The sequence below is a fragment of the Blastopirellula marina genome (genome assembly GCF_002967715.1).
Lineage (GTDB): Bacteria > Planctomycetota > Planctomycetia > Pirellulales > Pirellulaceae > Bremerella > Bremerella marina_B.
In genome coordinates this window covers 203,106-221,665 of record NZ_PUIA01000051.1, presented here as the reverse complement: position 1 = coordinate 221,665, position 18,560 = coordinate 203,106, and the positions used below count along the sequence as shown (strand labels likewise).

Here is an 18,560-nt window from a genome sequence, read left to right as displayed (position 1 = left end):
TCTTGCAGGGCTTTAACGATCTGTTCGGGACTACGTCGTTTACGCTTCTTGGTCATGGGAGTCTCCTTGGCCGAAATTGGCCTCTAGACTCTCATAACACATGGACCAGTTTTTGGGGAGCATGCCAAGTTCGCCGTCGAGTTTTGGTAACAGTTTGAAAATGGGAGCTTACGACTTCCTTCTTCTGCTGTTTATTTAGTGTTGTGTTGCGAAATTTTCATCAGTTGCAAAGTTCTGAATGCAAAATTTCTGTTCGGTGTCCCTAGAAATTCCTGCAATGATTCCAAAAACTCGGGGTTTGGCTCGTTAAGCGAATAGAGATGATTCTTCTGTACGTTCGTATTTGGAAACGCAGGACTGAACACGAGAGAGACCTCGACGAGGGTTCCAGAAAAATGCTCTTGTACCGGTCCTTGTGTTTCCCTCTTCCAGCGGTATTTATCGGGAACATAACCAAAGGACATTCCCACGATATCTTCCCGCTCGATCAATGCAGCGGTATCACGGCCATGGGTCGTGTCGGGAAGGTCCAAGGAAAAAGGAGTACCTACATCGTCCTCGGATAAGCGAAGCGTGGTGTTCGCTGTTCTCCCGAGATAAATGTTGTAATCGTGATCTCGGTACGCTTTGATATCGCCATCGGTGATGTTGGAGAATGATCCTTTGCGAAACACCACACGATAGCCACCACGATCATGAGACAGTGTGTTCCACTTGTGGAAATAACCCGAGATCGTACCCGGTGAATTGTCCTTAGCTTCTGTGGTGAGTTCGGTCGTTGAGAAGAAGTGTTCTATATTGTTCATGCCTCTATGTAGCCAGTTGGGCTATGATTTCATTGGCTTTTCCCAGCCTCAATTCGGCCCATTGTTCCACGGCTTCGGGCAATTCATCGGCTTCGACCGTACCGCTCAAATCCAATAGTTCATTTTGGCCCGTATCAACGATTTGGGCCGTCAGATCATGGATGCTATATGTTTGACCCGTCACGGCATTTAGAGCGGTTAGCGACGGCATGACGGCCCTGAAAACCATGAGATGATGGTTCTGATAAAACGCATCCATCAAGTTGAGAAATTCGTTGGGTTTGCGTGATGCCTTCCGCATGGATTCCACCTCACGACGAAGCATTCTGTCGATGTTGTCTCTCACACAATCCAAGGAAGCTTGTGCGGCTTCGGTGTTGTCAGTCGTATCGTCGGTCGATTCCCCGTGTTGTGGTTCTTCTTGGGAATCGTCCTGCGGTTCCTCCACTGGTGCCGGTGGTGTTGGTTCCTCTTCAGTCTTCTTAACGAATGAAGCGGCATCGATCATGTTTCCGGGTACGAGATATTGTTTTCCCTGTCCGTCAGGAAGTGGGTTTCTGTTTTCCAATTCCAAGACATCATCTGCCGAATACCAGCCCCATTGACGACCAACTGCATAGGAAGCATCACGTGTGGAGCGATCACCACGAAGCAACCCATCAATTAGATGTTCAGCGAATAGATGTTTTTGTTCCGATTCGGAGAACATCTTTCTGTTAACTTGGTTCTCGAATCGTCTACACCATGGGCGTAATGTATGGACCACGAAAGAGATCATCTCTTGTTCATTGTTACTGAATGTTGAACGTGATAGTTCTTGTACGACAACGGGAGAGATTCGATAGAGACGACAGATTTCTTGGAGTTGAAATAGTCGTGTTCCGAGAAATTGAGCGTCCTCTGGTGGAACACCAAGTTGTTCTAGGCTCATGCCTTCTTCAAGGATCAACAACCGGTGAGCGTTCTCTGGTCCTTGGTGGATATGTTCAATGTTATTTCTTAATCTAGCCTGTGCTTCGGTACTTAGGGTTTCTGTGTGTCGCAAGACAGCTTGACCACGTGAGCCATTTGAGAACCATGTAGAACCGAATTGCTCAGCATTCATTGCAAGAGTGATGGCTGATTTGCCGATCTTGATAGGCGAGTAACCCCGAACGCCGTCAAAACCAAGTCCTGCAATGTGGAGCATTTTCGATGCAGGAATAGGCACAAAAGAGTCTTCGACTTTGTATTGGATTTTCCCAGCTTTGGTTCGTTCTGGCTTTACTTTATTTGGCGGCACAAGATGAACAGCTAAAGCCTCGCCACCACGAGTAAACTCGATCTCGCTATAACCGTTTCCCCATCCGAGAACATGGCCAATCATGGCATCACGCCAGACAATGGAATCACCCTCTCCGTCATACGTGAGATTGAGAATCCGATTAACCGGATGATCTCGCAGACGATCCTTGCCACCATTCTCCAAGCGACTGTAGACAGGGAATGGTAAGGTTGCCATCGTCTCGGAAATTGCTCGAATACATGCAAAAACATTGACCTGATTGATGGCCGTTTTTTCGGTAACGGAAACGCTACCTCCAACATTTGCCAAACGTTCGCCGAAATCGCTGTATTGCTGCGGTTTTTCTGTAGCTGTGCGGAACCAATTAAAGATGTTGAACATGCCTTATGTATGTTCACACCACGAAAATATCCCGGTCCTCATAGACCGACCTTTTCTTTTCCGGCTCCATTCCCACACCTACCGCCATACAAAGAGAAATAACACCATCGATCTTCTCTCGTGATCGTTTACGAGAGCATTTCACGTTTCCTGCATCGTCGGTGACTATCTCCACATTCGACATCATCCAACGAAGAACTGCGTTGTCGTGAACAAGTTCCTTGGAGAAGATCAGACGCTCGACCTCGGAAACGGCAGGAGACATGTCTTTAAAGCCTTGGCCATAGAAGACCACCGGTAAACCGTCGTCCTGTAATTGTTGAGCGGTGGCGTTTGCCGTGAATCGGTCAATGGCGATTTTCTCGACAGGGTAGGTCTCGCATATTTTCAAGATGTCTGCACGAACCTTGTTGTAATCGATGACCTCACCCTCGTGGGTTCTTATTAATCCAGCGTTTGCCCAAGTCTCGTAGTTCACTTGGTCTCGTTTCTGTCGCAATGATGCCTGCTCCTTGCTACACCAAAAGAAACAAATTACATAAGTCTTGTCGTTCTCGTCATCACGACCGACGAGAACAAATGCTGTAAGGTCGATAGTGCGAGCCATATCCAGACCAGCGGTCCATCGCATGGAATCAATTTGTTCTTGCGAGAGATTGGTCGAGCCTTGGCAGGTCATCCACCGGTCATCGGTGATCCAAGACATGGACGAAGATTGCCACAGATTGAAGTTGTACCGTAAGAATGCAGATAGTTGGCTTGGGTTTTGTTCGATGGCTTCGACATCACTTCTAAAATCATCGATGTCGATTGCGATCCCCAATGAAGGATTCGATTTCTTCCAAACCTTCTCACAGTCCTTGTTAGGTTTTCCATCTGGTGTGGTCGTGTGCCAGTTGTCGTCTGGGTCTCCCTCATACACAAGCGGCAGGATGTCGGTCTGCGTGTTGATGCCTTGGAGAATGTCCTTGGCGACTTTATAAAGTTTCCAACCGGTTGATTGGGGATCGAACACGCCAGCCGTGCTAATCGTGATGAAGAGGGGATTCTTTCTTGCTTTGCCAGACCATCTAAGGGCATTGAAGAAGTCTTCATCTCTTGGTTTGTCGAATCGATGAACTTCATCGACGACGACACCAGAAGCGTTTAAGCCTTCTGCGGTTTTTGGGGAGCTAGAGATTGCGGCATAGAAGGAACGTGTTGCTTCGTATGTAACACGGCTTGTTGACTTGGCATGTTCCAGAACTTCCGCCAATTCTGGGGAGTCATCGATGATGTGTTTGCATTCCTTCCAAATTTCACGTGCTTGTACCTGCGAATTTGCGGCAGAATAGACCTCTGCTGCCGGTTCACCATCTGCACATAAAAGGTAAAGAATTACCCAAGCACAAAGCGTGGTCTTTCCATTCTTCTTAGGAATCCACACTGAAGCCGCCCGAAACCTTCGTCTTCCATCTTTGCGTTTCCATCCAAACAACATGGAGAGAAACCAACGTTGCCAAGGCAGCAATACAACTAGATGGCCGACGAGTTCATCATCGAAGTTTTTTGTGTATACGCAGAATGTCTCAATGAAGTCGCAGACATGATCTGCTGCATCTTGGTCGAACCAGCAACCTTCTTTGATTGCCTTGCGGTCTGCATCGGTGACGATGTATTGTTTCGGAACTAGTTTTCTTCGTTTTGCCATCGTGTGTATCTAGGACGACGGCAACAAAAAACACCTCAAGCAAAGTTGCTTGAGGTGTCGTTAGGCTATCCAGCAAGAGCTTTCCACGGTACTTACAGGACAATCTTATCTAGTTATGCAGATTTCTTTTTGGCAAACGAAAGAACAGAACTCTTTGCTGCTTCTTTAGGAATTGCCATTCTGCTTCTGGCTGCCGGTGTAAGGCCGAATTCAATAAGCCATCTGCGGCAACTATCTTCAGCCTGCCGAATTTGGGACATCCATGGCCCCGGCTGCATGTGCCCGTTTGGGGTTTTGATGAAATCCCCGCATTTCTTGCGTGTTTCGCACGCTTGCTGCCATCTCTCGAAGGAGGCACAATACATGGCAATTGCGGTCGTATCAGCCGTGGACAAAAGCCCCATTTGTTTGAGTTGAGTTGTCACGTGAACCCATTCCTTTTGAGCAATGTCTCCGAGATAACTGGGGCATTGTGGCAGATCAGAAGGAGCCTTCGGCTCAACGGTATGCCGTCTCCTTTTGTGGGTATCGCCCTTCAGGTCGTTGATTTGTTTCGGTTTGGGAATTCTGCCTTTTGCCATACCTTTATCTATGGCAATGCCTCTCGCTTTCGCTAAGTAATGGAGAACTTGCTCTTGGATCGTCCAACTCCCGAAAAAGCCAAGCAGATGCTCGACGATTTGATGCAAGAGGGCGAAGAAGTCCAAAAGAGCAAAGTTGGGCTAGATGCATGGTCCCACAAATGTGATCTTGTCGTAACCCAACTATTTGGATCGGAGTCAAAGCAAGTCGTTGCCTTTAAGACATGGAGTCGCATCAATCCTGAATTTCGGAATGCACCAATATGGGTTGAGCATATTCACCAAGTTCGGGATTTTCGGAACCATGTTCTTACCGCAATACGAATGCTCGAAAATCTGAAGTGGAATATCGATACATTCGGCCTTCCTGCGACAAACACCAAGATTCGTATCGATGCAGTTGAAGTAGTTACAGAGATTTGTCTTCGATTTCATTCAGTATGTAGGCAATTGCGAAAGCGATACAATAACCGAGCTACCCTCGATGTCGAGGACGAATACGATGTACAAGATTTGCTTCATGCACTCTTGTTGCTCCACTTTGAAGATGTGCGACCAGAAGAGTGGACACCCAGTCATGCAGGAGCAGCGTCACGAATAGACTTCTTGCTCAAGTCCGAACGCATTGTTGTGGAATGCAAAAAGACACGGAAGTCTCTAACAGATAAGAAGCTGGGAGAAGAATTGATTATCGACATCGAGCGATACCGCTCACATCCCGACTACAGGACATTGATTTGTTTCGTCTATGACCCGAGCGGTTACGTCAATAATGCTAGAGGCATGGAAAACGACCTCTCAAAGACAACTGACGGGCTTCATGTCAAAGTAGTTGTCGCTCCTAAGTAGTACCACGAACAGAAGCTAAATCGCCATGCCTGACAGAAAACCTGACCCTTCGTTCAATATCACCGATTTTGAAGATGCCGAGTCTCTGCTGGATTACATTCAAACCATAGGGGAAAACGTCCACTGGGAATACAAAGCCAGAGGCGAGTATTCAAAAAATGCAAACGCACTAAAGGCGAAGGTGTCACGTGAGGTGTCGGCATTTGCGAATACAGAAGGTGGCTACCTTGTTTTCGGTGTCTCGGAAACGCTCACTGACAGGGAGAATGGGCAGGTCATCAAGTCTCGTTCCGAGATGAAACCCGACAGAAGCTATGACTATACTTACAACATCGATGGCTGGGATTCTCTCAAAACTATGGATGCGATGGAGAGCTACCTTAACGGCATTGTGTCGAAGTCCGTAATGCCGAATCTAATTCAGTTTAAGGTGGTGAGGGTCAATCGTAGAGATAAAGCACAAGACCCGATTTTCGTTGCGATCATCGAAAAAAGCGATACCGCCCCCCATCAAACGAACTACGACGACAAACACTTTGTTTATTACTGGCGGCAGGGAGACAAATCTGAGCAAGCTCCACACTACCACCTTGAGAATCTGAGAAATCGAGTCACTCGCACTGTTCTTCGAATTGAAGGATGGCAGTTCGTCATTCCTAAAATTGAGGACCACACAGCAAACTACTATGTGGAAATGACATTACAGTTGTTTATCAGAAATGTCACATTCCAAATTGCGACCCATTGGGGGATTCATGTCAAGAACATCTCCGAACACAGCAATTGGAAGCCAATCGACAGCGACGGTTCGCTTGAAAGCGGAATCGTGGTTGGAAATCCGAATGCCGTAATCTTGCCGACGCAACTCTTGACGGTGAACGTGAGATTGAAGTCAAAAGTTCCAACGCATCCAATTCGGGGTTCTCTCAATTCAATGCTGGAAGCTAGAGTAGCAGAACTAACCTTGTTGGCTCGCCCAATTAGCCAGAACAATGTGGGTGAGGAAGTCGAGCTTCGAAACATGGGTGATGGCAGACTCGAACAGGAGATTCATGACAAGCTCTGTAGACTGCATGGGCGTTAACCCCTAAGCCCAATTCGGCACGAAAAAACTACACATACCACGGCGTATTGGGTCATCTAGGGCCGTAGAAAATCGACCCCCATACCTCCCCCAGCACGGGGAGAGGGGCGTCATCTCATACGCCGATGATGTCCCTGATCGTGATTCCTCCCATGGATAAACGTGTCCGTGCTAATTGCTTCGACATCAGCCGTGATCGGTAACATATCGCTTCTATTGGATCGTTCGTCGGTCTTCGTGTTGGGTACGCTAGGCAATGATTGATTGCCTCCTGCCTGCTCTCATGCAGTGGGTTCCTCGGAACATCGGAGAACACCTGTGGAATGGATTGGTCGAAGACTTCAACGATTGAGCCTTCCAAACCAACGATATCATTGAACGTAATGTTGCCGCTCATTCCATATTTTTTGGGCTGCCAGAAATGGTTCAAACACCCTCCTTATTCATGTGTCTCATTTGCCCCTCGCTTTCTTCGGTGTTCCATCCCAATCATCGAGGTTGAACCAACCATTTCGGACAAGGGTGTCGGAAAGAACCGAAGCGATTTGATCGACAATCACTTCTTCTGAATCACGGTCCTTGATGCAATGCTCAAGGAATTCATGTTGCCGAATGATGCCATGAATGACCTCGTGTAGCAGAACGTGGAACTGGTCGATTGGTTGCCGTGTGTGATCGTTCTCACCCTCAAAAACACGAATCGTCCTCGTGTGGTAGCATATTTGCCCCCACAACTGTGATCGTTTGTCCAAATCTGTCTTTACTCTGTCCTTGGTGTAAGTGATCTTGTAGACCACTCCACCGATGTTGATTTCATTAGGTTTCTTCACGGTCCTCCAATTGTTTTCTTCGTTTCTCGATCTTTGCTGACATTTCGCATGTCATGCGTGCAATGTTCTCCACATCACCGACGATGTTATACAGTTCTGCGTCAAAGTCCCTCACGTGGTCAGGATCGTCGGGAATCTCGAAGCGTTTCCAAACACGCTCCATCCTTTCTTCGATGTCGGTGATCTCTTCACCGATTTCTCCCAAGGCAACACGGATTTCAAGAATGTTGGTTGGTGTATCTGGGCTCATTTCTTTGAGCGTGAATCCATCTTTATCGCCAGATAGTTCATTTGCGATTTTGTCGTCAAGCATTGCCAAGAACTGTTCTGGTGTACCTTGGTACTCACAGACAATGGCTTGACCATTGACGAGAAAGGTGATCGTTCTTTCTTCTGCATTTATGAAGTATTGAGCCTCATTGGGATCGTAATCAAATTTGATAGAAAGTGATCCAAGTTCTGTCATTCGTCCTCCTGTTCGTTGACGAGGCAAAGCATAATTTCTGTGAGAATAACTCTCTTGCATTTTCGACCGTCGAACCAAGCAACATGCACATCATCATTCTCGATGTGGTCAACGGTCATCTGTGGTCCGCCTGATTTCAATCTGACCACATCGCCAATTTTCAGATTCAATTGCCCCCCTCCTTTTCTTTGATGAACATGATGTTCACATGCTGTTTATTGACAAGCTCATTTTCTGGTGTCGTTGTCACCACCACTCGATATGGAGCAAGCTTGCCTTCTTCGGAATATCTCAGTAAATGGCTTATGATCGCCAGTGAACACGGTTGTGGTGTGTTCGGAACAATGTCGAAGAATTCAATCTCGTCTTTTTCGTTCTTTCTAAACGTTGCCATCTTCCTCCTTCTTTGATGATTTCTTTTCGAGTTGTCGCTCCCTCGTAATACGGGAGTGACATGGCTTTGTCATGGCTTCGAGATTGTCAAAATCGAAGGCTAAATCTGGTCGTTCCTTGCGATCAATTTTGTGATGGACCTCGGTTGCCATTTCACCACATCCACACTCGCAAAGAGGCTGCTGTTGTATGTATCGTTTTCGGCATCGCTGCCATCTCGCTGACGAGTAAAAAGCTCGGTCTTCCTTACGTTGTTGGCTTTGCTCGTATCGATTTGGAACCATGCGATGTGTTGGAATTTTGTTAGCCACATGACCCCCAGACGAAGCCACCGACGAGACCGAATATGGAGCCAAGGGTTAGACCGATCAGACCACCGATCACGAGACCAGCATGGAGACTGGACGAGTCCTGTTCATATTCAATAACGGCTGGATATCCAAAATGCTGGTAATACATCCAACCTGTGCGCATCACGTGAGATACAGAGCAGCCTTTTTGTTTGGCTTCCCTGCGGATGTCATCGAGCATTTCTGGTGTCATGGAGATGCTGGTGTTTGTCCACTTACCCTCGGCCATCACTCTCCACTCTCCTTCGCTACCCATTGGTAGCGATTGCCAGTCTTGCCGATGATCTTGGTGAGAAAGTTCCTCTGCCACTCGGACAGTTCTTTCATGATTTCCTTTTGCTTGCGAGCTTTGAGCCATTGATTCATTGCTGCTCCTTCCATGAGATGAATAACCATCTCATGAATTCCGAGAGCGTCATGTCTTTGGCATCTGCGTCTTCTTTGATTTCGTCCTTTAGTTCTTTGCTGATGGCAACTGTGATGGTTGTTGTGCTGTGTTTTCTCGGCATGTATTCCTCCTTTTCTTATGTAGTAAGAACCGTGAGGAAATTGGCAAAAAGTTTGCAGAAATCCATAAAAAGACCCTCTGCGAGAAACGATCTTGCAGAGGGTCAAGGGTAGTAAATCTTACCAGTCAAGCGGTATTTAGTCGGTGTCTTCTTAAACCGCCGCAAAGACAGTGTTTACTCGTACTTCCTGTGGACAGGTTGGATGATTTTGAAGCCATCAGATGCGTCAACGAATTTCCACAAATGATTGCGGTTATTGCTTTCAGGGTTCTCGTGCAAATAAGGGTCTCCAGCCCCACCCGAATTTGAATCTAACGCTTTATTGGCAACCTTAGAAATTATCATAAAGTTGTTACCCACCTTCTTTAAACGCCAAAGATGATTAGCATTACCTTGGTCGGGTGAGTCGTTTAGATATAGATTTCCAGTACCTCCATTTGCATCAAGGGCTTTTCCTTCGATTTTGGAAAGGATCATGTTGTATTGCCCTACTTTTTTTGTCTTCCAAAGATGATTTGCGTTATTCTTGTCTGGTGAATCATTGAGATATAGATTTCCGTTACCTCCATTTGCATCCAGCGCAGTGTCGGTTACAGTCGCAATCTTGTCGGCTGAAATATTTGCAGCTAGGGCGTTCATGATGGATTTTGACATTTCGGCAAATTCATCTTCGTCTTCTGTGCTTCCCGTGAGTGAGAGCTTACCCGAGAACGAACTGACGTTAACTTGAGCCGTTTTATATGGCTTGATAAATACTGCATGTACGACTGCCTTGTAGTTTCCTCCTTCACCAGTTAAGTGTTCGTATCCCGTTTGTCCATCTACGACGATTACGTCGTCACTCACACTGTAGTTTGCGCTAGTTCCCGGTCCACGCTTGGAAATTATGTGAACCGTGTAGTCGTATAAAGTCCACCCAGACTTTGCAATCTTCTCAGTCCATTCCTTTTTGCCGCCAAGCTCTCGTGCCTCCTCTCGATGCTCGAAGGCATGGTCAACTTTATCCTGCACTATAACGAATTCTTCAGCATTCGCAGTGCAATAGAGTGAGAACAGAATAAAAAACAGTACGGTAGCGTTCAATTGCATTCTCATTTGTGATGGCCTCTGTGATGGTATGGTTTGCGATCCACACGAAGGTATGGAAAATGATCTGTTATTGCAAGAATTTTTTTGTGTTTGCCTTATGAATCTTCAATAAACTTAATACTTCACTTGGCAGTCCATACGACCAATAGGCGGTGACAAATAGTCGAGTTGCGTTCTATTTATTGCAATAGGGAGCAGTCGGCACCATTGCGTATCCCCAAGATACAGGGAAGCCAGTGGTGGAAGATGAGGGGTCAGCACGCCCATTCGGCATTGCCCACCCCCTGTCCTTAGACAGGGGTGGCATGACGAGGGGGCTGGGGTGGCAAAACGACCGTTTGGCAAGTTGGCGGATATAAGGGGGTGCCAACCGCCAAACGGCATAAATACCCGGAAAAACAGGGCTTTTTGCCACGTCAAATGATGTCGAATGGCAAGCCGTTTGGCAGCCCGTTTGGCAACAGGTCACGCCATCAATCCGTATCGCCAACCGTGACCATCACGCTCACGATATAGCAATGGTCCTACAAGAGTTTGGACCAAACCACGGGTTTTCTTTTCTCCCGGTGGTGTCCCCAGCCAACCGTTGCGAATCTCCGCAACTAGTTCCTTCTGGCTTATTAACCTTCCATTCTTCAACGCACCTCGTACCAGACTTTCCAATTGGTCGTCGTTCGTGGCATCGACCCAGATATTTCTTTGGGTTACCTCGTCGAGTTCAAATTCCAATGGCTCCTGCAAATCGCCACGTGTTCCAACCAGAGATAATTTTGCACGTCTTATTTCTGGATCGCTGTCCCACATCCAGAGATAATCTAAGGCACCGGGGATCGCTGTCTGACCGCTGTATTTGGCACCTGATTTTGGTCGATGATGGAGAATGAGAATTGCCGCATCTTGTCTTTGTGCGACTCGCTGAAGTGGGTAAAGCAATTGCTTGCATGATGCCACATCCATCTCGTCAGCATCAAAAGCGGAACGAAAGGTGTCGATAATAACTAATGGCTTTTGCTGGCCGACCTGACCTTTGTAGTGGCAAATGAGCGATTCGATTCTGCCCGCATCCAATGGGAGTACATCCTCTGGAAGATGTACACGGCTCCACCTGCCACGTAATGCGTCGTAGTCGTCTTCTAACGCCCTTTCGAGTCGTCTGGCAATGATCCTGTCCTTATTTTCCATGTCGATTAGTAACACCGGAGAACGAGGTACATCGTAGGGGCCGAACTTGCCCCATTTACAGATGCTTGCGGTCAGTTCCGCTGTTATGCAGGATTTTCCAGAAAATGGATCACCGGTGAGCATTCCTAAAGAGCCGAATTCTAGCCAGTTGGGAACAACCCAGTCTTCCTTCTGGTTTGCAGCGTTTGCCACAACGTCTCCAATTCCGAAGAAGTGAATCTTTGTTTTGTCGTGTTCGGTAGCAACCTGTTCTGCGGTTTCGACATCATCGATCTCGAAGTAAGAGATGATCGACGACTGCTCAAGTCGATGATACATCCAAGCATCATAGTCGAGGCGACTGCCGATCTTGGAAGATTTGGCAATTGCTGATTTGATCTTGTGTCTGATTTCGGAATCGCTCCAAGGATACCAATTCCCGTTCTCATCTAGTTGATCTGCTCGCTGACCCCATTCGTACAGAAGCTCTTCGGCATCATCGACCGGCAGGCCAAATTCCCACAGAAGAATGATTGCCAGCTTGAGGCAATATCCGCTGCAAGATGATCCACCAACCGCCGCTCCCTTTTGCCAAGAAAGCCATTGCTTTGCTTGGAGCTTTCTTACATGTACTGGCATCTCAACCAATTGCAAAGCATCATTGTGATCTGTGTATTCTCCATGTCCTTCTAAATCAGATTCCTTTGTCTCATGCGGAATCCAAGAAGGATCGTACACAGGACATGCTTGGAGAACTTCCTGTGTCCACGGCTGACTAGATCGGTAGATGTGGCCAGATTGATGTTGGCTACCGGGAGTGACCACGTAACCACCATCTGCCTTGATGTCGAGATTGTACGTTGTCCCGGCAATGGTGGTTTTCCCTCGACATGCCACATGTTCTTTTGGCATCCGATAAACAAAGTGTTTGCCACGGCTGGTGGTGATTGTGAGCGGTGTATGTGGACAATGTTTCTCCACAATTGCCACGGCTTCTTCATCGTCGGCATCGACGATTGCAACACCAATTGCTGTGGAATATGGACAATGACCGGTCAACAAAAGCCAGTTGATCGGTGATTGTTCCCATGGATTCTTCATCCATGCCTTGACCTCGCTTACCTTCACTCGCTTGGTCTGGTATTTCTTCCATTCCACAAGCGGCTTTTTGCCGAATGAAGGAATGAGGTTGTATCCCTGTAGTAACAGAGATTTGCACACATTGAATTTTGTGGCCGAAATTTTTTCGGCTTGCGCTACTAGATTATCTTGGGTATCATGTCTATCAGACATTTGAATTCCTTTCTGTCTTTGGATTTTTGATTGCATCGTACGCCACGAATCACACCTCGTGGCGTTCTTTTTTATGGATGGTCAATGGACCATCCATTTCTTAAGTAGTACGTCGTTGCAAATTTTCTAACGAAAAATTTGCACGTCGCTACCTAGATAGTTTCATGAGCAAATATGAAGACTATCTAGGCAGCGACGAATGGCGAGCCATACGTCGTGCAAAGGTGCAGCAGGCAGCAGGTAGATGCGAGAGATGTTCCGCAAACGATTGCCAAGAGGATCGTGGCGACCACATGCATCATCTCACCTATGCACACATTTACGACGAGGCAAATCACATGGATGACCTCATGCTGGTGTGCAAAGAATGCCACGAATATCTGCATGGTCGCAGGCTAGAAGACCCGGCAAATATGACATTCGCCGACATCCTACGGCGAATGAATCGCCTGTGATGTCGAGACGATAATATAACACAATATGCGGATTGTTTGCAAAGGTTTTTGTTGCGATCAAAACTTGGATGTACACCCCAAAATTTGGTTGTAAAACCCAAATCTGCAAGCATTGCTCGCAGTCGTAAAGAGAATCAAAACTATTTGCGCTAATCTTAAAAATCGGATAAGATGCGAGGACATTGCACCAGCCGTGTATCGGTTCCACGTTCATTGTTTTTCGTGGAGCCGATCACACTACTGGGTGTGATTTTCGGCCCGAAAGATTTGGCCGACGAAGGAGAAGAAGAGTGACACCAAACAAACAGAAGGCAATCCATGTATTGTCTGATCTTATACGGCTTGCAGGAACCGAGATTGCAGAGCTATCTGATACACCATCAATTCCAGTGGATGCCGAACGAGGAATGTTTTTGAAACGTTTGGCGTCGATGAAACGACTCGTCAACGGGCTAGAACAAATGGAATTGGCATCGAAGAAGGTGGTGTCATGATAAACGAAAAGATTAGCTGGCCCGGTCGTAACACCACGATGCTGCAATATTACCTACACTGCTGTGCTCACTGCGAGACAAAACCAGATCAAAAGACATTCTATGGTTTTTGTGACAATTGGCAGCTAACAGAGGACCAAGTGTTCAAGGCAACAGATGCCAGCATCAGACACACAATTGAGTCACTTGCCAAATATGGCGAACCAGAAGATTGACGAAGAAAAAACTGTGTATGGGATTCGGTCGAGCGGCATAGTCGCCGCTTGGGCCGATCCGTAGCAGATTACAAACGTTGTTATGGAGGATTGATGCAAACGGTGGAGATCGATGGCGAGCAATTTGCCTACAACTACTGCTGGGAAAACTCCCAAGCCGTGTATTACCAGAGATTAGGGCCAACCGGCTTAATCATCGATTCCCGTTTTGTGTTGAAGGAGGAAAAGTGAGTGTAACGATCCGTATTAGTGATGAGGTCGCCAGTTACATCAGAGCATTCGGGAATTTTGGCGACTCACACGATGATGTTCTTCGTCGTCAACTCAAGGAATTTGAAGCCACTGTTAGGAAGATCAAGGAGGAACGTGAAGGCACTTGATTGACTATTTATCTACAAGAATATTGATAAGGGTAAGTAGGCTTATGGAGAGGATTAATGGGATTACGACAAACACCACGAGCGGTAATATCCACAAGGTGAGTTCTTCTCGGTTTGCTTCACGCTTAAATCTTCGCAGTAGCTCGTCATGCTTACGCTTGAATTCCGGGTCTCTGCGCTGTAACTCTGGATCGATCATAGATTCAGTTCTTTCAATGCCGCTGCTGCTTCCTTAGTAATCTTACCACTTTTTTGGATACGACGAAGCATCTCTAGTGCATCGGCAGAAAGTTCAACCGTCTGGGTTGGTTCCTCTGCAAGCCCGAATTGGGCTCCTAGATGAGCAATGGCTTTATCAAGATCATGATTGGGTTCGCCATCGGCAAATGAATAATGAATCTTGGTGGTCGTGCTGAGGGTCTCTCCAAGGTACATCTCGTCAAGATGCTGATTGAATCGAGCAATGATGGTACTGCCAGTCTTGCGGAGCATGTCGAGGCGTTTATGCCCCAGATTGTGATCGTGTTTGTTTCTGGTCCACCATGTCTTTAGCGCACCCTCTACAGGTCCACCGTCTTCGTTGCGAAACACGTAGACCCGATCAGAAGGCATGTTCTTTCTTGCTGCGACAATTGCCTCGATTGTCTTTTGCCATAGCGGGTAACAGATCACCGGAGCCGTTGCCTGTTGCTTTAGCTTATTCCTTTGGATGACGATCCTGCCCTCGTTCAAATGCAGGTCATCATGTTGAAGCTCAGAAATGTCCTTATGGCGAAAGCCGCAGTTCAACATGAGGAGACAATAGCAGCGATATGGTTCTGGAAGTTTGAGAGCCACATCGAACTCTTCCTTGGTCCACAGAAGTTTCTTCTTCTGCATCCGTTTGCGGCCAGTCCCCATGGGTTCGGTGAACGTGTACTCTCTGCTATCGAGGTTCGTGGGAGTCACAAGATCACAGTCGTCTTGTCGTCCACACCATCTGGTCATCATTTTGAAAGCCTCGAAGTAGCTGATCTTGGTGTCTCTGACGACCGAACTTTGCTCAACGTGTCGGTGGTAGGTCTCCACATATTTATTGTCGATCACCGAGATATGCGACTGGAGGTCTGCGTACTTCTTGAAGTTTGCCATCTTGTATCGACGGCTCTTGGCCGAATCTTTTTCAATCCGAGCATCGACTCGCTTTAGATACGCCTCAACCCAGTGTTCAATCGTCTGAGGAACCTTGTCCAATTTGGCAGGCTCCATTCGTGCGATTCGATCCTTCCATTTCGTCGGAAGCTCGTAGATTGGAGAACCTAGTGAGGTGTATGGCGTTTCCAGAAATTCCGCCTTGAAGGTTGGGTGATCTTGGCAGAAAAGCATCACTGGAATTCTGTCGTCGAGATGTGGCTGGGCGAGGCATTCCTCCAAGAAACCGAGAAACTTCTTTACATCTCGGTGGAGATTTCGCTCATCGGCTGGTGTTCCGAAAGCCTCGTAATATTCGACGATCTTGCCGAACAACTGCTGGTGTAGATGGTATGTCTTGGCGTTGGGACGTTCCCCAGCTAGTTTCGCCTTGAGCAGAACGTATTCTTCGAGAGCGGCACCATAGCCCTTTTCGGTCAAGGGATGCTTGAAGTATTCCGTTTTTCCACCGATGTATTTCTTCCAATAGTTCCTTGGCTTGTGTGGCGATAGTTCCAACGGGATGCCGTTGGCTTTGCAATATTCAGCGTAGTTCATCATGGGGGGCTCCCGGCATTAGGTACACATTTGAATTGGGTACGGTGGTAGTGGTCTGTACCCAATGTTTTGTACCTAATTTGATCGAAAATGGGAGCCTGATTAGGTACAATGCATTAAAAAACCTCGGGAAAAACGCTATGTTCGCCACATTGACATGGTAGGGGTCACAGGTTCGAGTCCTGTATCGCCCACTTTCAACAAAAAACGGAACCCAAGTACATGGGTTCCGTTTTTTTATGGCTGTGTCTAAGGGCTGACTACCCTTTCAGCTTGGCCACTTCTTCAAGCACTTTCTCGTCGTGCCCGTCTACCTGGACGCGTTTCCAGACCTTGGCCACTTTCCCCTCAGCATCGATCAGGAACGTGCTGCGCTGGATGCCCATGCTGACCTTGCCGTACATGTTTTTCTCGCGCCAGGCTCCGTACTTCTCGGCCAACTGGTGGTCTTTGTCGACCAGAAGGTGGAAGTTGAGCTGGTACTTTTCTTTGAACTTGATGTGACTGTCCTTGTCGTCGGGGCTTACCCCAAGTACCTTGACGCCGTGTTTTACCAACTCGCTCTGGCGATCACGAAAAGCGCAAGCCTCTTTTGTGCAGCCCGGCGTGTCATCTTTCGGGTAGAAGTACAGGACGACGATCGAGCCTTTGAGGTCGGCAAGTTTCACCTTAGAACCATCGTCGGCTGTCAATGTAAAACTGGGGGCTTTCGAGCCGGCTTCAACCCATTCTGCCATTAAAGTAACTCCTTAGGGCTATAGTGAGGCGAAAGGCCTCAAAGTATGGAATTTGGCGCAGTCAGTAATTGACCTAAGTCATGAACCGCAAACTGCTTTACGCGCAAACGACCATATCAAAAAGTCAAACGAGATGTCGGAGAATCCATTTAAAAACTTGAATGATTCCGACACTTATTGGTTTTTTTAGGGTTGTTTGTTGTATATAACAATTGGAATAGCGAATGAGCTGTCGTACGTCGAAGGGGCAACTCGCGATACGACGATTGCCGGCAAGCGGCCCAAGGTGGATTGGGGGAGGCTTGCTCGATTTGCTACCCCTAAATCGGAACGAGCCAATCCCTCCCTGGTTTGATTGCCCGTGATCAAACCAACTCCTATCCCATACAAAATCCATTTGGTCACAAGCCCTTGCCTGATTCAGGCTCTAAGCGGCATGTGATCGAAGCCGTGTGATTTCGAGAAGAGGCGGATGAATTCTCGTCAAATCAGGTCGAATGCTATTTCTCGGCGAAGGTCGTCGCTCCAGCTATTGGAGCGCAGGGATCTTCTGGCCGGTGATTCTGCTGTGATGGTAGAGTTCGCTGTTTTCTCGAATGAAACGCGTCCCGACGATCAGTTCTTTGATCGTACCCATGCCTTGCCGGAAACGATGGACCGCACCCATGAATGGGATCGCTTCGTGGTCGAAGTCTGGCTGCGTGGTGAAGGGCAAGAGCCGATCGATATTCAAGACATGAAGCTCGACCTCGGCTATCGCACCGATTTGACTTCAGCGGTCGATGTCGAATTCGGTCGCTCGTTTGATGGCCAAGGTACCTTCCAGCTCGATGATCAGGCCGGCCAGGTTCGCGACATCCATGCCACTTCGTCCGGCGTTTCGCTAACCGACACCGATCGCGTTCTCTTTGCCAGGATTCACTTCCAGGCCGTCCCGCAGTTTGGCGATAACGTCCGCATGGACTTCGCCACCGGTAGCGTAGGACCCTATTCGCTGGAACTCGCATCGGAAAATATCGCGGCCATGTCCGCCGACCAGCAGGTAACTGCCGTGGCCGATACGATGCCGGAACTGGGCATCTTGCCGGTCATTTACGATCTGAACGAAGATCAAAAGATTGGCATCGCCGACTTCGCTCAGTTCATTAAGGTATACGGCGAAACGACCGAATCGGGCACCGACGGAATGAAGTGGTTCGCCGACTTCAACAAGTCGTACGCTGTGGGGCTGGCTGACTTCAGCCACTTTATCGCCAACTACGGCAAGTCCTACTTCGACGAAAACATCACCTTCCCGACCAACTACCCTGAAGCATGGATCGAGCCAACCGGCCCTGGCGGTGGTGTGGTCATCGGTCCAGGCGGTGGTTCAGGTGGTGGTGACGGCGATCCGCCTCCTCAACCGCCGGTATTCAACCTGAATCAGTTCCAGGTCGGTATCATTCTGCCCGGTGCCAACGACGTCTTTGAGATCATGATTGGCGGCATTAACTGGGGCGGCATCCAGATCGATCGCGTCACGGGTGGTGCCTCGCTTAGCGATGAAGAAGGTGCTGAAGAGGGCGAAGTCGTCCTGACGATCGTTCTCGAGGATGAAGAGCTATTCGAGACCGAAATCGAACTGGTTTTCGATGGTGAGTTGATTGATACCGTCGAGGAGTTCAACGAATACTCCCTGCTCATCACGGCCTATGTTTCTGAAGTGATGAATTCGGTGAAGGGAATGTTGAGCGACGCGCTCGACGACGAATAAGCACCCTGGCCAAATTTTCGATGGTTGGCTC

The 18,560-nt window shown here is 47.9% G+C and carries 21 protein-coding genes; 5 read left to right on the top strand and 16 right to left on the bottom strand.

The window, feature by feature from the left end; translation table 11 throughout:
- Positions 1-191: 191 nt before the first annotated feature.
- The 4 genes from C5Y96_RS17120 to C5Y96_RS17105 form a co-directional block, all read right to left on the bottom strand.
- Positions 192-806, bottom strand: coding sequence for an HK97 family phage prohead protease (locus tag C5Y96_RS17120; protein ID WP_105355791.1), 615 nt, complete (start codon positions 804-806; stop codon positions 192-194).
- Between the two features lie 4 nt (positions 807-810).
- Positions 811-2,472, bottom strand: coding sequence for a phage portal protein (locus tag C5Y96_RS17115; protein WP_105355789.1), 1,662 nt, complete (start codon positions 2,470-2,472; stop codon positions 811-813).
- Positions 2,473-2,485: 13 nt separating this feature from the next.
- Entirely contained in the window at positions 2,486-4,162 is a 1,677-nt protein-coding gene (locus C5Y96_RS17110; protein WP_105355786.1) for a terminase large subunit, read from the bottom strand.
- 113 nt (positions 4,163-4,275) lie between these two features.
- Positions 4,276-4,743: a phage terminase small subunit P27 family gene (locus C5Y96_RS17105; protein WP_105355784.1), complete on the bottom strand. Its 468-nt coding sequence runs from the start codon at positions 4,741-4,743 to the stop codon at positions 4,276-4,278.
- Between the two features lie 54 nt (positions 4,744-4,797).
- On the opposite strand from C5Y96_RS17105, the gene C5Y96_RS17100 reads away from it, so the two are divergent.
- Positions 4,798-5,592, top strand: coding sequence for a hypothetical protein (locus tag C5Y96_RS17100; protein WP_199188724.1), 795 nt, complete (start codon positions 4,798-4,800; stop codon positions 5,590-5,592).
- Positions 5,593-5,617: 25 nt separating this feature from the next.
- A complete protein-coding gene (locus tag C5Y96_RS17095; protein ID WP_105355781.1) occupies positions 5,618-6,676 on the top strand; it encodes a helix-turn-helix domain-containing protein in 1,059 nt (352 codons plus the stop codon).
- 452 nt (positions 6,677-7,128) lie between these two features.
- On the opposite strand, the gene C5Y96_RS17090 is transcribed toward C5Y96_RS17095, so the two are convergent.
- The 10 genes from C5Y96_RS17090 to C5Y96_RS17055 form a co-directional block, all read right to left on the bottom strand.
- A complete protein-coding gene (locus C5Y96_RS17090; RefSeq protein ID WP_105355779.1) occupies positions 7,129-7,506 on the bottom strand; it encodes a hypothetical protein in 378 nt (125 codons plus the stop codon).
- Positions 7,493-7,972 (bottom strand): hypothetical protein, encoded by a 480-nt coding sequence (locus C5Y96_RS17085; protein ID WP_105355777.1) that lies wholly within the window; start codon positions 7,970-7,972, stop codon positions 7,493-7,495. The genes C5Y96_RS17090 and C5Y96_RS17085 overlap by 14 nt, the downstream gene beginning before the upstream one ends.
- Positions 7,969-8,121: a DUF2158 domain-containing protein gene (locus C5Y96_RS28165; RefSeq protein WP_409994426.1), complete on the bottom strand. Its 153-nt coding sequence runs from the start codon at positions 8,119-8,121 to the stop codon at positions 7,969-7,971. The genes C5Y96_RS17085 and C5Y96_RS28165 overlap by 4 nt, the downstream gene beginning before the upstream one ends.
- A gap of 17 nt (positions 8,122-8,138) precedes the next feature.
- The gene (locus tag C5Y96_RS17075) at positions 8,139-8,366 is read right to left on the bottom strand and encodes a hypothetical protein (RefSeq protein ID WP_105355772.1); all 228 of its coding nucleotides are present in this window, start codon (positions 8,364-8,366) and stop codon (positions 8,139-8,141) included.
- Positions 8,353-8,649, bottom strand: coding sequence for an HNH endonuclease signature motif containing protein (locus tag C5Y96_RS28160; RefSeq protein WP_114322189.1), 297 nt, complete (start codon positions 8,647-8,649; stop codon positions 8,353-8,355). Before C5Y96_RS28160 ends, C5Y96_RS17075 begins: the two co-directional genes overlap by 14 nt.
- Positions 8,650-8,668: 19 nt before the next feature.
- On the bottom strand, positions 8,669-8,947 hold the full coding sequence (locus C5Y96_RS17065; RefSeq protein WP_146115701.1) for a hypothetical protein: 279 nt from the start codon (positions 8,945-8,947) through the stop codon (positions 8,669-8,671).
- Positions 8,944-9,081, bottom strand: coding sequence for a hypothetical protein (locus C5Y96_RS27435; RefSeq protein ID WP_158261278.1), 138 nt, complete (start codon positions 9,079-9,081; stop codon positions 8,944-8,946). The genes C5Y96_RS17065 and C5Y96_RS27435 overlap by 4 nt, the downstream gene beginning before the upstream one ends.
- Positions 9,078-9,224: a ribbon-helix-helix protein, CopG family gene (locus C5Y96_RS27110; RefSeq protein ID WP_114322188.1), complete on the bottom strand. Its 147-nt coding sequence runs from the start codon at positions 9,222-9,224 to the stop codon at positions 9,078-9,080. Before C5Y96_RS27110 ends, C5Y96_RS27435 begins: the two co-directional genes overlap by 4 nt.
- A gap of 174 nt (positions 9,225-9,398) precedes the next feature.
- On the bottom strand, positions 9,399-10,307 hold the full coding sequence (locus C5Y96_RS17060; protein ID WP_146115700.1) for an RICIN domain-containing protein: 909 nt from the start codon (positions 10,305-10,307) through the stop codon (positions 9,399-9,401).
- 471 nt (positions 10,308-10,778) lie between these two features.
- Positions 10,779-12,767, bottom strand: a complete 1,989-nt coding sequence (locus C5Y96_RS17055; protein ID WP_158261277.1) for an AAA family ATPase — start codon at positions 12,765-12,767, stop codon at positions 10,779-10,781.
- Between the two features lie 293 nt (positions 12,768-13,060).
- On the opposite strand from C5Y96_RS17055, the gene C5Y96_RS27430 reads away from it, so the two are divergent.
- Entirely contained in the window at positions 13,061-13,222 is a 162-nt protein-coding gene (locus C5Y96_RS27430) for a hypothetical protein (protein WP_158261276.1), read from the top strand.
- Between the two features lie 290 nt (positions 13,223-13,512).
- On the top strand, positions 13,513-13,716 hold the full coding sequence (locus C5Y96_RS17045; protein ID WP_105355759.1) for a hypothetical protein: 204 nt from the start codon (positions 13,513-13,515) through the stop codon (positions 13,714-13,716).
- Between the two features lie 790 nt (positions 13,717-14,506).
- Here C5Y96_RS17045 and C5Y96_RS17030 read toward each other — a convergent pair.
- Positions 14,507-15,817, bottom strand: coding sequence for a tyrosine-type recombinase/integrase (locus tag C5Y96_RS17030; RefSeq protein ID WP_158261275.1), 1,311 nt, complete (start codon positions 15,815-15,817; stop codon positions 14,507-14,509).
- Positions 15,818-16,299: 482 nt separating this feature from the next.
- Complete coding sequence (gene bcp / locus C5Y96_RS17025; RefSeq protein ID WP_105355750.1) at positions 16,300-16,776, bottom strand: thioredoxin-dependent thiol peroxidase; 477 nt, start codon at positions 16,774-16,776, stop codon at positions 16,300-16,302.
- Positions 16,777-17,347: 571 nt separating this feature from the next.
- Here bcp and C5Y96_RS17020 point away from each other — a divergent pair.
- Positions 17,348-18,529 (top strand): hypothetical protein, encoded by a 1,182-nt coding sequence (locus C5Y96_RS17020; RefSeq protein WP_105355748.1) that lies wholly within the window; start codon positions 17,348-17,350, stop codon positions 18,527-18,529.
- Positions 18,530-18,560 lie beyond the last annotated feature (31 nt).

Excerpts from the sequence above, each read along its gene's own strand:
- C5Y96_RS17120 (WP_105355791.1), bottom strand. The coding sequence starts at position 806 with ATGAACAATATAGAACACTTCTTCTCAACGACCGAACTCACCACAGAA.
- C5Y96_RS17115 (WP_105355789.1), bottom strand. The coding sequence starts at position 2,472 with ATGTTCAACATCTTTAATTGGTTCCGCACAGCTACAGAAAAACCGCAG.
- C5Y96_RS17110 (WP_105355786.1), bottom strand. The coding sequence starts at position 4,162 with ATGGCAAAACGAAGAAAACTAGTTCCGAAACAATACATCGTCACCGAT.
- C5Y96_RS17105 (WP_105355784.1), bottom strand. The coding sequence starts at position 4,743 with ATGGCAAAAGGCAGAATTCCCAAACCGAAACAAATCAACGACCTGAAG.
- C5Y96_RS17095 (WP_105355781.1), top strand. The coding sequence starts at position 5,618 with ATGCCTGACAGAAAACCTGACCCTTCGTTCAATATCACCGATTTTGAA.
- C5Y96_RS17085 (WP_105355777.1), bottom strand. The coding sequence starts at position 7,972 with ATGACAGAACTTGGATCACTTTCTATCAAATTTGATTACGATCCCAAT.
- C5Y96_RS17075 (WP_105355772.1), bottom strand. The coding sequence starts at position 8,366 with ATGGCAACGTTTAGAAAGAACGAAAAAGACGAGATTGAATTCTTCGAC.
- C5Y96_RS28160 (WP_114322189.1), bottom strand. The coding sequence starts at position 8,649 with ATGGTTCCAAATCGATACGAGCAAAGCCAACAACGTAAGGAAGACCGA.
- C5Y96_RS27435 (WP_158261278.1), bottom strand. The coding sequence starts at position 9,081 with ATGAATCAATGGCTCAAAGCTCGCAAGCAAAAGGAAATCATGAAAGAA.
- C5Y96_RS27110 (WP_114322188.1), bottom strand. The coding sequence starts at position 9,224 with ATGCCGAGAAAACACAGCACAACAACCATCACAGTTGCCATCAGCAAA.
- C5Y96_RS17055 (WP_158261277.1), bottom strand. The coding sequence starts at position 12,767 with ATGTCTGATAGACATGATACCCAAGATAATCTAGTAGCGCAAGCCGAA.
- C5Y96_RS27430 (WP_158261276.1), top strand. The coding sequence starts at position 13,061 with ATGCATCATCTCACCTATGCACACATTTACGACGAGGCAAATCACATG.
- bcp (WP_105355750.1), bottom strand. The coding sequence starts at position 16,776 with ATGGCAGAATGGGTTGAAGCCGGCTCGAAAGCCCCCAGTTTTACATTG.
- C5Y96_RS17020 (WP_105355748.1), top strand. The coding sequence starts at position 17,348 with ATGGTAGAGTTCGCTGTTTTCTCGAATGAAACGCGTCCCGACGATCAG.